The following is a 13,030-nucleotide window of genomic DNA, read 5'->3' on the forward strand; positions in this document are numbered from 1 at the left end:
GTGAACCGGCTCAACGCCGACGCGACCGGCACAGGCAACGGAAGCCGTGAGTCGGTCGCGGTTGCCGGAGCCGTGAGACTTAGTCCATATGCGCGGCAGGCGCTCCACCGGCGGGCGGCGCAGCCTTTGGCTTGCGCAGCAGGAAAACAAACGGGACGGCAAGCAGTGTCATCATCATCAGCAGCTTGAAGTCATTGACGTAGGAGACCATCATCGCCTGGATATTGACCATGCCATCCATCAGCGACAGCGCCGTCGGATCGCCGCCCGCCGCTGCCGGCGACGCCGCCCAGAGGTTGGGATTGAACGGATTGATATATGCCGAGAGCTCAGCGTGGTTGATCTGCGTGTTGCGTACCAGCAGAACCGTCACCACCGACACGCCGATCGACGAGCCAAGATTGCGCACCAGGCTGAACAACGCCGTGGCATCGGTGCGGAAGCGTGCGTCGAGCGTGGCGAAGGCCACGGTGGACAGCGGCACGAACACCATTCCCATTCCAAGGCCCTGGATGACGCCGGAGCTGAGGATAAGCCAGTTGTCCATCTGCGGCGAGAAGCTGGACATCGTATAGAGCGATTGCGCGGTCAGCAGGAAGCCGATGACGACGAGGATCCTGGCATCGATCCTGTGCATGATCCGCCCGACGAACAGCATCGCGATCATCGTGCCGACACCGCGTGGCCCCAGGACGATGCCGATGGTGAGGGTCGGATAGCCGAAGATGGTCGACAGCATTGGCGGCAGCAGCGACATGCTCGCCAAAATGAGCACGCCCATGACAAAGATGAACGCCAGCCCGGTGACGAAATTGCGATCGAGGAAGATCTTCGGGTCGATAAAGGGGTGCTCCGCCGTCAACGTGTGAATGGTGAATACCCAGAAGCCGGTGATGGAAAGACCAAGCTCGATCCATATCTCGATCGAGGAAAACCAGTCGACCTCACCGCCACGATCGAGCATCAGTTGCAGCGCGCCGACACCGAGCGAGAGCATGGCGAAGCCGAAGAAATCGAAGCTGCGCACCCGCCGGGCCACGCTGGGGAGATATGCGGCCATGCCGAGGAAGGCGATGATGCCGACCGGCAGGTTGATGAAGAACACCCAGCGCCAGTTGAAATTCTCGGTCAGCCAGCCACCCAGCGTCGGGCCAAGGATCGGTCCCAGCATGATGCCGGCGCCCCAGATGGCCATGGCCTGGCCGTGGCGTTCCCTAGGGTTGATGTCGAGCAGGAAGGTCTGCGACAGCGGCACGATGGCCGCGCCGAAGACGCCTTGCATCAGCCGGAAGAGAACGATGGTCTCCAGGCTCCAGGCTATGCCGCACAGCATGGAGAAGACGGTGAAGCCGACCACCGCCGTCAGGAACAGCTCCTTGCGACCGAAGCGGTCGGCAAGCCAGCCGGTCACCGGCGTCATGATCGCGGCGGCAACGATGTAGGAGGTCAGCACCCAGTTGATGTTGTCGGGGGAGGCGCCGAGATCGCCGGTCATGGTCGGCAGCGCGACGTTGGCGATCGTCGTGTCGAGCGCCTGCATGATCGTCGCCAGCATGAGCGCAACTGTGATCAGGCCGCGGTGCGGTACTTCGCGAAAGGGTTCCGGGGTGCTCATGACGTAAAACTTCCAGCAGGTAACAAAAACGTGTACATTAGGTTTCCGGACGGCGAGGCCCTCGCTGCAGAGAGACCCTCATCGCGGTGGGACGCGAGCATCGATGTGGGGGTTACATCGACTGAGCGTCTCGACAAAGCGGGCGCCTGCCGCCCGGAAACCTGAGGACCGAAGATCCTGCGCAACGTTGTCTGGTTTAGCCAGGCCGCAGCGCAGCCCGTCTACGCATTCAACTCTTCCTGCGCCTCCCTCGGACCAATCCTGTCACCTGCATCCATCTCGCTGTTTGCCATGCGGCCGCTGTCAGGCCTCTTTACTTGGCCTCGCCTGCCGTGGCGCGGCGGAAAATGCCCGGCAGCCCGCGGGAAACGCCGGTGTCCACCGTGACGGTCGCGCTCATGCCGGTGCGCAGCGCCATCTTGGCGTCGGCGTCGGTCAACTCCAGGCGGACCGGAATGCGCTGCGTGACCTTGACCCAGTTGCCGGTGGCGTTCTGCGCGGGCAGCAGCGAGAACTCGGCCCCGGTGCCGGCGCCAATCGCCTTGACGGTGGCTTCGAACGTCTTGCCCGGATAGGTGTCGACCACGATTTCGGCCTTTTGGCCCGGATTCATGTTGGTGAGCTGCGTTTCCTTGAAATTGGCGTCGACCCAGGTATCGCCGGTCTCGACCAGCGAAAACAGCGGCGTGCCCGAGCCGACATACTGGCCGACCTTGAACGAAGCGGCCTGGCTGATGATGCCGTCGGCAGGCGCTTTGACTGTTGTCTGGACCAGATCGTAGGCCGCCTTGTTGCGTGCGGCGAGCGCCGCCATCACTGTCGGATGCTTGTCGGTCTCGATGTCGGGATTGCCGCCAAGTGCCGCCTTGGCGCTGACGATCCCTTGCTGGGCCACGGCCAGCTGCTGCTTGGCCTTGTCGAGGTCGTTCTTGGCCTCGTCCAGCGACGACTTGGCGTTGATGCCCTTGCGGGCAAGGTCGGCGGCGCGGTCATACTGCGACTGCGCGTACTGGACCTGGCTTTCGTCGGACTTCTCTTGCGCCAGCGCCTGGCTATAGGCCGCACGCAGCTGCTCGACATTGAGCCGCGCGCCGGCCACCGCCGCATCGGCCTGGGCCAATGCGATCCGGTAGGGCTCGGGATCGATGGCGAACAACACGTCGCCCTGCTTGACAGACTGGTTGTCGAAAATATCGACCTGAACGATGCGGCCCGCCGTATCGGCGGCTATCGACACCTTGGCCTGCTGCAGATTGGCGTTCTCGGTCTCCTGATAGCGGCCGCCGGTCACCCAGACATAGCTGCCGCCGGCGATCAACGCAGCGGGCAGCACAAACATCAAAAGGAAGCGGCCGGCACGACGCTTCTTCTTCGGCGCCACTGGCGCCGGAGCTACCTGCGGAGCGACCGTTACCGGAGCTGCCGCCGGCTTCGCGGGAGCTTCCATCTCCAGCTTGGCCGCATTCTTATCTACTTTGGCTACCGCGTTCATGCTGCTGCGCCTTCCGTATTCTTCACTTTTTCCGAGGGCGGCGTCTCACCATCCGCAAGATTCTGCACCATTGTCTCCAGCGCCTTGACCAGGACGCGGCGATCTTCCGGCGAAACGCCAACGAGCGATTCCTCATACACCTCGCCGGCAAGGCTCTTGACGTGGGCGTAGGCTGCGTTCGCCTTGGCGGTCGGGAAAATCATGCGCACTCGTCTGTCGGTTGCGTCGGGACGGCGCTCGATCCAGCCGCCCTCCCCCATGCGATCGACAAGGCGCGAGACGCTGATCGGCTCGATTTCGAGAAGCTCGGCAAGCCGCGCCTGCGCGACACCCGCCTCCTTGGCGACACGGACCAGAAGCCGCCATTGCGCCGAAGAAAGGCCGAAACCACTGGCGCGCGCCTCGAAGCGCTTGCGCATCAGGCGCTGCACGTCGTGGATCAAAAAGCCCAATCTGTCGATGCCGTCGGAAACCATGAGCGACATATATAATAAGCGTGCTCATAATTCAAGGAACCCGGATTGTGCCAGAAGGCGGCAAATGTACATGGCAGTCACATCATGAGCGATTGCGAATGAGCATCGTGACCACGAAGAAGCGCCGACCGAACTGGTGATGATGCCGATCGGCAGTTCCTGCGGCGGCAGCAGCGTGCGCGCGAGAAGGTCGCTTGCCAGCAACAGCACCGCTCCGAAGAGGGCGCAGCTTGCAATCAGGCGCAGATGAAGCGGGCCGGCCAGGGTCCTGGACAGATGTGGGATCATCAAGCCAACGAAACCTATGACGCCTGCGACCGAGACAAGGATCGCCGTCGAGAAAGCGGCGACGAGAAATGTCATCCTGCGCATCCGCGCAACCGGGACGCCGAGGCTTTCAGCGGCATTCTCGCCGGCCAGGAAAGCGTCGAGCCGGCGGTGGTTCCAAAGTCCATAAACAAGGATGGTGCCTGCGCCCAGAGCAGCCAGCTCGATATTGTCCCAACGGGCCAGCCCGAGCCCGCCCATCGTCCAGAACAACACCGAGTGAGCGGCGCGCTGGTCTCCGGCAAAGACGAGATAGTTAGTCAAGGCGGTGAACATGAACGAGACGGCAAGCCCGGCGAGGATCAGCCGTTCGGGGCCTTGCCCCCTCACCCGCGAAACCAGCAAAAGCACGATGCCGGCGGCCAATACGCCGCCCGTGAAGGCCGCGACCGGCAACGTCCAGATACCGAAATGGTCGCCAAAAATGGTGATGACGGAAACCGCGCCGGCCGCGGCTCCGGACGACAGGCCGAACAAGAACGGATCTGCGAGGTCGTTGCGCGTTACCGTCTGCAGCAGCGCGCCGATGACGCCCAGCCCGGCGCCGACACAGATGGCCATAATCGTGCGCGGTAGCCTAAGATCGAGGACGATCTTGGCAATCGGGATCTTGCCGGCCGGACCGGACACGATGTCTCCGTCCAGCCCGGCGGCATGTCCGAGCGCAGCAATCACGTCGCTCAACGCGATGACCGTCGATCCATAGGCAATCGACAGCAGAGCAAGAGCGGCAATCGCTGCTGCTCCTGCTGTCATCGCCAATTCGAACGCTCTCTGGCGCAAGCTCAGAAAGCTTCCGGGTGCATCGCCCTGGCGATCTTGCCGATCGCCTCGATGTTGGCAGGCCCAGGCGTCAGTTCGGCATAGCGCAGCGCAATGAAGTGCTCATTTTTGACCGCCTCAGTCTCCTTCATCGCCGGATGAGCTTTCAGGAAATCGAGCAGTTTTCTGTAGCCGCCGTCCTGGTAGTCGAGCAGGATAAGAAATTGCGGATTGCGGGCCGCCACCGTCTCCCAATCCGTATTGCCCCAGCTCGTCGGCATGTCGGCCATGATGTTGTCGCCGCCGGCTGCGGCGATCATGGCGCTGGGGATCGCGAACTTGCCTGATGTGAAGGGTTTGTCTTCGCCGGAGTCGTAAAGAAACACACGCGTTCCCGTGCGGTCGCCGATCTTTGCCGTGATATCGGCGAGCTGCGCCTTCCAGTTCGAAACAAGCTTTCCCGCCTCCGCCTCCTTGCCAAAAATCTTGCCCAGCTTTTCGACATCACCATAGAGCAGGTCCATCGAGGCTGCGGGGCGGTTCTGGTCGAGATGGACGCAACTTTCCGTCGGCACCAGCGTCTTGATACCGTGCGGGGCCAGCGTATCGGGCGTCACCTCGCCGCCAGGCTTCATGCCGTAATACCAGCCGGCGAAGAAGAAATCGGGCTCGACGGCGACGAGGTTTTCGAGGGTCGGGTATTTCGGCGCGAGTTCCGGGATCGCGCCCTGCTCGGCCTTGAATTCCGGACCGACCTTATACCATCCGGTGATGCCGGTCAGGCCGACGATCGATGGTTGCAGCCCCAGCGCGAAGGCCATCTCCGCCATGTTCAGATCTTGGATGACGGCGCGCTTCGGCGCGGCGTCGAACGTCAGCGGCGTGCCGCAGCTATCAACGGTTACCGGGAAAGCGAAGGCGGTCTGGGCAAGTAGGAGGGAGGCAAAAGACAGTACGAGGCGTTTCACGGATGTTGCTCCTTGGTCAAATCGGGATGTGAAGAGGCGCGGTTCGGAACGTCGAAGACCGTGAGTTCGCGGTCTTCGGTGGGATGGCGCAGCCAAAGCACGTCAACGCCGAAAATCTCGCGGATCAACTTCTTGGTCAGCGCCTCGCGCGGACTGGCAAGTGCCTGCAGGCGGGCCTCGTTCATCACCGCGACCCTGGTGGCAAATGGCGTGACAAGCGACAGATCATGAAGCACCGCCACGACGGTCATGCCAAACTGCGATACGAGTTCGAGAAGGTCGCTGCGGGCGCGCGGATCGAGATGATTGGTCGGTTCATCGAGGAACAGGATTTTGGGCTCCTGGGCGATGGCGCGCGCCAACTGGGCGCGTTGCCGCTCGCCACCGGATAGCGAGCCGATCGTGCGGCCGAGCAGCGGCAGCAGGCCGGTTCTGCGAAGTGCTTCAATGACGATGTCGCGTTGCTCGCTCCTCCGTCGCAAGCCGGCATGCGGGACGCGCCCAAGCTCGACGTAGTCGATCACGGCAAGCCGCGGATCAGGCTGGTCGGTCTGGCCAACGACCGCCATGTGCAGTGCCCGCTCGGCGGCCGAAAACCTCTCCAGCCGGCGTCCGGAAAATCTCACATCTCCCGCGCTTGGCCGCAGCGTACCGCATAGCATGCGCAGCAGCGTCGTCTTGCCGGCGCCGTTGGGGCCGATGATGGCGAGGCGGTCGCCCGGCGCTATCGAAAGGCTCACCGCGCTGACCAGGCACCGGCCATTCGTCGTCGCGCTCAGTTCACACGCTTCAAGAAGAGGCTGGGAGGCGTCCAACTTACCGTCACTTTCTCAATGGCGACGGAAGGAAGCTGGACGGACCGGCCGACAAGACCGATGTCCACGTCTCCTCCCGGCACACCCCGTCCGGTCAACTCATGCTGATGGCAGGTCTCCTGGCTCGCGGGTCTTTGCGCCATCCTGCCTTCCCAGCCTTGCCGGCCAGTGGCACTTCGGATTTTGCTAACCGCTTACAGTTGCGGGGGCAGCAACGGCCTCGATCCGAAGATCTCACCGTGTTCCCTTTTCACCCCTTGCCTTTCGACTCGGGGACCATCAGTCAGCCACCCTAGTTTTCCGCCAATCACAGCGCAATAAGTCTTGTCAGAAGGAGCCATATAGACCTCGTGATGTAATAACGTTACATTTAAAAGGACGTTTGCCCGCTTCCTGTCAAGCCTTTTCGCGCGACGCCTGCGAATTGCCGACGACCGTCGCTCTCGATTTGCGCAGTGCGCAATTTCGATCAGACTGCCTCCGCCAGGAAGCGGCACCATAATCTTGCCAATATAAGACATGGCCAATGTAAAGACTGGGCCATGTAAAGACTGGGCCAATGCGGAGACTGGGCCAATGCGAGGTGCCAAATGAATCCGACCCAGAAGGCGCTGTGGTTCGTCGAAAGCCATCTGCCCGAAGCAGTCTCGCTGGACGATGTCGCCAAGAGCAGCGGGGTGTCGCGCTTTCATGTGACGCGGGCTTTCGGCGCGGCTACCGGCCGTTCGGTGATGAGCTACGTCCGTTCTCGCCGACTGACCGAAGCGGCGCGCAAGCTTGGCGCCGGCGCACCCGACATCCTCTCGGTCGCGCTCGACGCCGGCTATGCCTCGCATGAGGCCTTCACCCGCGCCTTCCGCGACCAGTTCGGCACCACGCCGGAACTGGTACGCGCACAAGGCTCGCTCGACAACCTCGATCTTGTGGAGCCGATCCTGATGGACCAGTCCTTTCTCGCCACTCTCGAACCACCGCGTTTTGAGACCAGCCGGCCGTTACTCATCGCCGGTCTCGGCGAGCGTTACAGCTGCGAAACCAGCGCCGGCATCCCGATGCAGTGGCAGCGGTTCGGCCCCTATATTGGCAACATTCCTGGCGAGATCGGCGACGTCGCCTATGGCGTCTGCGTCAACGGCGACGACGCCGGCAATTTCGACTACATCGCTGGCGTCGAAGTGTCCGATTTTTCGGACCTGCCGAGGGAGTTTTGGCGTGTGCGCGTGCCGGCGCAGAAATACGGCGTGTTCGCCCATCGTGACCATATCTCGACCATCCGCCGCACGGTCAACACGATCTGGAACAAATGGCTGCCAGCCTCTGGGCACGAGATCGCCGATGCGCCGGAATTCGAGCGTTACGGCCCCGAATTTGATCCGCGCAGCGGCAATGGCGGGCTGGAAATCTGGATACCGATCAAAGGGTGAGGCACGGCAGGCCGACGCCGAAGCGCCGGAAGCGCTGCTACAGTTCCAGGTTCCAGTTCTGGCCGACCAGATCCCTGCCGAAGGAATGGTGGCACTCCTCGTTGGTCAATTTAAAGCCCACAGACTCATAGATGTGGCGGGCGGCGGCGAGCACGTCGTTGGTCCACAGCGTCAGTGTCCTGTAACCCGTGGCGCGGCAAAAGCCGATACATTCCTCGACCAGCCGCTTGCCGATGCCGAGACCTCGCGCCGAGGGCTCGACGTAGAGCAGGCGCAATTTCGCCACCGCGTCCGACTGGCGCACGACGAAGACGGAGCCGACGACCTCGCCTTCCCGCTCGGCGATCCAGCTGCGTTCCCATTTCGGATCGAAGGATTTGACGAATGTGCCGAGGATTTCAGCGACCAGCGCCTCATAGGTTTCGTCCCAGCCATATTCCTGCGCGTAGAGCAGGCCCTGGCGATGGATGATCCAGCCGATGTCGCCGACCTGCAGAGGCCGCAGCGTGTAGGGAATGTTGGGTTCGGCGGTCGCGCCCAGCAGACGCTGCACCGTCTGCATGGCCTTGACCAGCCTGTCCTGTTCGGGAACCGAAAGCCGGTCGAGCAATGCCGCGACCTGGTCGTGCGAGCCCTGGTTCAGCGGCGCGAAAGCCTGCCGCCCGGCCTTGGTCAGGGCGATCGACGAACGCCTTGCATCCGCCTCGATCGTGGCGCGCTCGACCAGATGACGTTCCTCGAATTTCTTCAGCAGCCGGCTGAGATAACCGGGATCGAGGCCGAGATCGCGCCCAAGGTCCGTGGCGGTCAGGCCATCGCGATGCGCCAGTTCATAGAGCACCCGCGCCTCGGTCAGCGAGAAGGTGCTTTTCAGCAGCCCTTCGTCGAGCAGCCCGATCTGGCGGGTATAGAAGCGGTTGAAGGCTCGCACCGCGTCGATCCGCTCCTTGCCTGGGTGATGATGAATGGTCATGGCATCCTCCTGCCGGTAAGATCAGCCATTTAGTTGACTTGGTCAAGTATCTGTTTGAAGCATCCGTTTGAAGCAATTGTTCTGATGATGCTCACCGGGCGCCTTGACTCGCGCGAGTTGCCAGACTATTTCAGCGCCACGTTAGCACTCCCCCAAGATGAGTGCTAACCATGTCCGGCGCCGCCGGACGGAGGAACTGTTCTCACCATTCTCATCGAGGAATAAAAAATGGCAAAGTCGAAGTTCCGCCCGCTTCATGACCGCGTGGTCGTTCGTCGGGTCGAATCCGAATCCAAGACCGCGGGCGGGATCATCATCCCCGACACGGCGAAGGAAAAGCCGCAGGAAGGCGAGATCATCGCCGTCGGTTCCGGCGCCCGTGACGAAGCCGGCAAGCTCGTCCCGCTGGACGTCAAGGCCGGCGACCGCATCCTGTTCGGCAAGTGGTCGGGCACCGAAGTCAAGCTCAATGGCGAAGACCTTCTGATCATGAAGGAAGCCGACATTATGGGCATCATCGGCTGAATATCGGCCTCACCCTCATTTAAATCTTCGGGCTCAATCCAAGCCCCTGCCAGGAGCTAAAAATGGCTGCCAAAGACGTAAAATTCTCCCGCGACGCTCGTGAGCGCATGCTGCGCGGCGTCAACATCCTCGCCGACGCGGTGAAGGTCACGCTCGGCCCCAAGGGCCGCAACGTCGTCATCGACAAGTCGTTCGGCGCACCGCGCATTACCAAGGACGGCGTCACCGTCGCCAAGGAAATCGAGCTTGAAGACAAGTTCGAGAACATGGGCGCGCAGATGGTCCGCGAAGTTGCTTCGAAGACCAACGACATCGCCGGCGACGGCACCACGACCGCGACCGTTCTGGCACAGTCGATCGTCCAGGAAGGCCACAAGGCGGTTGCCGCCGGCATGAACCCGATGGACCTCAAGCGCGGCATCGACCTCGCCGTCGCCGACGTCGTCGCGACGCTGATCAAGAACGCCAAGAAGATCAAGACCTCGGAAGAGGTTGCCCAGGTCGGCACCATCGCCGGCAATGGCGACGTTTCGGTCGGCTCGATGATCGCGGAAGCGATGCAGAAGGTCGGCAATGAGGGCGTCATCACCGTCGAGGAAGCCAAGACCGCCGAGACCGAGCTCGAAGTCGTCGAAGGCATGCAGTTCGACCGCGGTTATCTCTCGCCCTACTTCGTCACCAACGCCGAGAAGATGGTTGCGGATCTGGAAGACGCCTACATTCTTCTCCACGAGAAGAAGCTCTCCAACCTGCAGGCCATGCTGCCGATCCTCGAGGCTGTCGTGCAGACCTCGAAGCCGCTGGTCATCATTTCGGAAGACGTCGAGGGCGAGGCCCTGGCCACGCTCGTCGTCAACAAGCTGCGTGGCGGCCTGAAGATCGCCGCCGTCAAGGCGCCTGGCTTCGGTGATCGCCGCAAGGCCATGCTGGAAGACATCGCTATCCTCACCGGTGGCCAGGTCATCTCCGAAGACCTCGGCATCAAGCTCGAGAATGTCGGCCTGAACATGCTCGGCCGCGCCAAGAAGGTGTCGATCTCCAAGGAGAACACCACCATCGTCGACGGCGCCGGCAAGAAGGCCGAGATCCAGGGCCGCGTCGCCCAGATCAAGCAGCAGATCGAGGAGACCACCTCGGACTACGACAAGGAGAAGCTGCAGGAACGTCTCGCCAAGCTGGCGGGCGGCGTAGCCGTCATCCGCGTCGGCGGTGCGACCGAAGTGGAAGTCAAGGAAAAGAAGGACCGCGTCGATGACGCCCTCAACGCGACCCGTGCGGCCGTCGAAGAAGGCATCGTTCCCGGCGGCGGCGTCGCACTGCTGCGCGCTTCGCTGAGCATCAAGGCAACCGGCGCCAACTCCGACCAGACCGCCGGCATCAGCATCGTGCGTCGCGCGCTGCAGGCTCCGGCCCGTCAGATCGCGGCCAACGCCGGTGCGGAAGCATCGATCGTTGCCGGCAAGATCCTTGAGAACAAGGGCGCGACCTTCGGCTACAACGCCCAGACCGGCGAATATGGCGACATGATCGCCATGGGTATCGTCGATCCGGTCAAGGTTGTGCGCACGGCTCTGCAGGACGCGGCCTCGGTCGCCGGCCTGCTGGTCACCACCGAAGCCATGATTGCGGAGGCTCCGAAGAAGGAGTCGGCTGGCGGCGGCATGCCTGGCGGCATGGGCGGCGGCGGCATGGGCGGCATGGGCGGTATGGATTTCTAATCCAACCCATCAGCCTTCATGTACGGAAAGGGCGGCCGAGAGGTCGCCCTTTTTCGTTGATGGGACGGAGGATGAGAGGCGGTCCGATTCCAAAGCAAGCGGAAGCATACCCCTGACCGTTTCTTCGGCGTCGGCGCAGAACGTGAATTGCAGAGCTGGAGCGTCGGCCCTTCGGCAGGGCTCCGCGCTGGCCTCGATGTCGTGGAAGCGCGAAACGTCAATGCGCCGTGACTGCGATCTCTTTCGCCGGCAATGCCCCCTCAATCAGCGCCGCGACCTCATCGGCTACCGCCAGCACCGGGGCGCGGTCGCGGGTGGCGCGTGCGATCACCATCAGCCCTTCCAGCGATGATTCGACCAGCAGCGCCAGCGCGTGCGCGCGGCGCTCGGGCACCCCTGCCCTGACGAAGGCCGCCCTGAGCAGGCCTATCCATTGCTCGAAGGCCGACCGGCACAACTCAGCCAACTCCGGCATGTCGGTCGGCGAATCCAACACCACGGGCGCGATCGGGCAACCGAGCGTGAACTGGTTGTCTTCCAGCATGCGCGCGACCGATTGGTAGATGTGGTGGACCGCCACCGCCGGATCTTTTTCGGCAGCGAGCGCGGCGTCCAGTCTCTGCGTCACATCGGCGACGCTATCGCGCGTAACCTCGACGACCAGCTGATCCTTGCCGCCCGGAAAGTGGAAGTAGAGCGAGCCCCTTGGTGCACCTGAGGCACTCAATATGTCGTTGAGCGACGTGCCGTGGTAGCCGCGCTGCCTCAGCAGCAGCGCCGTTGTCTCGAGTATGCGGATGCGGGTGTCGTTCGCCATGTCAACCTCTGTCAGGAATGAGCATTATAGGCCTTGCCTCGAATATGACAACCGGTCTATATAATATGTAGATCAGTCTATATATCAGCGAGGGGCGAATGCGTAGTTACCGTCTTGAAGGAACCGGCGTGACCAAGTGCCTGGTGATGCGCGACGGGACGCAGCCGACGCCGAAGCCGCACGAGATCGTCGTGCGTGTCCGCGCCACATCGCTCAACCGCCGCGATACGATGGTCCTCAACGGCACCTATCCGCTGACGCCGCGCCAAGGCGTTATCCCGCTGAGCGACGGTGCTGGGGAAGTCGTTGCCGTCGGAGATGCCGTCACCCGCTTTGCCGCCGGCGACCGCATCACCGGCAGCTATTTTGCACGCTGGATTGATGGCCGCATCAATGCCGGGCTGATCGACCAGCTTGGCTGCACGCTGGACGGGATGCTGACTGAATACGCGGTGCTCGACGAGCAATGGGCGGTGTGGCTTCCCGATCATCTCGACTGGCATCAAGCGGCGACACTGACCTGTGCCGGCCTGGCCGCTTGGAATGCCGTGACGGCGGCCGAGATGCCGAAGCCCGGGCAGTGGGTTCTGGTCATCGGTTCAGGTGGCGTCGCGCTGTTTGCGCTGCAATTCGCCAAGCTGCTCGGCTGCCGGGTCGTGGCCGTCAGCTCGCGCGGCGAGAAGCTGGACCGGCTGCGGGCGCTGGGCGCCGACCTCGTCGTCTCGACGGCCGACATGCCGGAATGGGGTGCAGCTGTGCGCGAGCAAACCGGTGGCATCGACCTCGTCGTCGAGACCGGCGGCCCGCCGACCTTCGCGCAATCGATGATCGCCTGCGCGCTTTACGGGCGCATCGTGCTTCTCACCATACAGGATGCGAAAGGCGGGACGGTGCAGATCCCCGGCCCGGTCTACCAGCGCAGCCTCGCCACCATCAGCCGCCTCTTCGTCGGCAATCGCACCAACCTCGAAGCCATGCTGCGCGCCATCTCGGTGCATCGGCTTAAGCCTGTCATCGACAAGGTGTTCGCCTTCGACGAGGCCCAAGACGCCTACCGTTATTTCCAGCAAGGCGACGTCTTCGGGAAAGTGGTCGTCGACGGCGCCTGACTGGTTCGC

The 13,030-nt window shown here is 62.6% G+C and carries 11 protein-coding genes, 1 pseudogene and 1 riboswitch; of the genes and pseudogenes, 4 read left to right on the forward strand and 8 right to left on the reverse strand.

The window, feature by feature from the left end; genetic code table 11:
* Positions 1-79 precede the first annotated feature (79 nt).
* The 6 genes and pseudogenes from NKI22_RS22005 to NKI22_RS22030 form a co-directional block, all read right to left on the reverse strand.
* Positions 80-1,615, reverse strand: coding sequence for a DHA2 family efflux MFS transporter permease subunit (locus tag NKI22_RS22005; RefSeq protein ID WP_352495547.1), 1,536 nt, complete (start codon positions 1,613-1,615; stop codon positions 80-82).
* Between the two features lie 313 nt (positions 1,616-1,928).
* A complete protein-coding gene (locus NKI22_RS22010) occupies positions 1,929-3,107 on the reverse strand; it encodes an HlyD family secretion protein (RefSeq protein WP_023717108.1) in 1,179 nt (392 codons plus the stop codon).
* Positions 3,104-3,583, reverse strand: coding sequence for a MarR family winged helix-turn-helix transcriptional regulator (locus NKI22_RS22015; RefSeq protein WP_352814935.1), 480 nt, complete (start codon positions 3,581-3,583; stop codon positions 3,104-3,106). Before NKI22_RS22015 ends, NKI22_RS22010 begins: the two co-directional genes overlap by 4 nt.
* Positions 3,584-3,665: 82 nt before the next feature.
* A pseudogene (locus tag NKI22_RS22020) lies at positions 3,666-4,666 on the reverse strand (FecCD family ABC transporter permease).
* Between the two features lie 29 nt (positions 4,667-4,695).
* Positions 4,696-5,640 (reverse strand): ABC transporter substrate-binding protein, encoded by a 945-nt coding sequence (locus tag NKI22_RS22025; RefSeq protein ID WP_023717105.1) that lies wholly within the window; start codon positions 5,638-5,640, stop codon positions 4,696-4,698.
* Positions 5,637-6,455 (reverse strand): ABC transporter ATP-binding protein, encoded by an 819-nt coding sequence (locus tag NKI22_RS22030; RefSeq protein ID WP_036244226.1) that lies wholly within the window; start codon positions 6,453-6,455, stop codon positions 5,637-5,639. Before NKI22_RS22030 ends, NKI22_RS22025 begins: the two co-directional genes overlap by 4 nt.
* A 92-nt stretch (positions 6,456-6,547) precedes the next feature.
* A riboswitch (cobalamin riboswitch) is annotated at positions 6,548-6,751 on the reverse strand.
* A gap of 294 nt (positions 6,752-7,045) precedes the next feature.
* On the opposite strand from NKI22_RS22030, the gene NKI22_RS22035 reads away from it, so the two are divergent.
* Positions 7,046-7,879, forward strand: coding sequence for a GyrI-like domain-containing protein (locus tag NKI22_RS22035; protein ID WP_352814903.1), 834 nt, complete (start codon positions 7,046-7,048; stop codon positions 7,877-7,879).
* 37 nt (positions 7,880-7,916) lie between these two features.
* Here NKI22_RS22035 and NKI22_RS22040 read toward each other — a convergent pair whose 3' ends face one another.
* Positions 7,917-8,852 (reverse strand): bifunctional helix-turn-helix transcriptional regulator/GNAT family N-acetyltransferase, encoded by a 936-nt coding sequence (locus tag NKI22_RS22040; RefSeq protein WP_023717102.1) that lies wholly within the window; start codon positions 8,850-8,852, stop codon positions 7,917-7,919.
* A 228-nt stretch (positions 8,853-9,080) separates the two neighbouring features.
* On the opposite strand from NKI22_RS22040, the gene groES reads away from it, so the two are divergent.
* Both groES and groL read left to right on the forward strand, forming a co-directional pair.
* The gene (groES, locus tag NKI22_RS22045; protein ID WP_006333965.1) at positions 9,081-9,377 is read left to right on the forward strand and encodes a co-chaperone GroES; all 297 of its coding nucleotides are present in this window, start codon (positions 9,081-9,083) and stop codon (positions 9,375-9,377) included.
* A gap of 62 nt (positions 9,378-9,439) precedes the next feature.
* Positions 9,440-11,095, forward strand: a complete 1,656-nt coding sequence (groL, locus tag NKI22_RS22050) for a chaperonin GroEL (protein WP_352481739.1) — start codon at positions 9,440-9,442, stop codon at positions 11,093-11,095.
* Between the two features lie 217 nt (positions 11,096-11,312).
* Here groL and NKI22_RS22055 read toward each other — a convergent pair whose 3' ends face one another.
* On the reverse strand, positions 11,313-11,912 hold the full coding sequence (locus NKI22_RS22055; RefSeq protein WP_352481740.1) for a TetR/AcrR family transcriptional regulator: 600 nt from the start codon (positions 11,910-11,912) through the stop codon (positions 11,313-11,315).
* A gap of 128 nt (positions 11,913-12,040) precedes the next feature.
* On the opposite strand from NKI22_RS22055, the gene NKI22_RS22060 reads away from it, so the two are divergent.
* Positions 12,041-13,021, forward strand: a complete 981-nt coding sequence (locus NKI22_RS22060; protein WP_352850318.1) for a zinc-dependent alcohol dehydrogenase family protein — start codon at positions 12,041-12,043, stop codon at positions 13,019-13,021.
* The last annotated feature ends 9 nt before the right edge of the window (positions 13,022-13,030 follow it).

Source organism: Mesorhizobium sp. M0778 (assembly GCF_040320105.1).
Classification (GTDB): Bacteria; Pseudomonadota; Alphaproteobacteria; order Rhizobiales; family Rhizobiaceae; genus Mesorhizobium.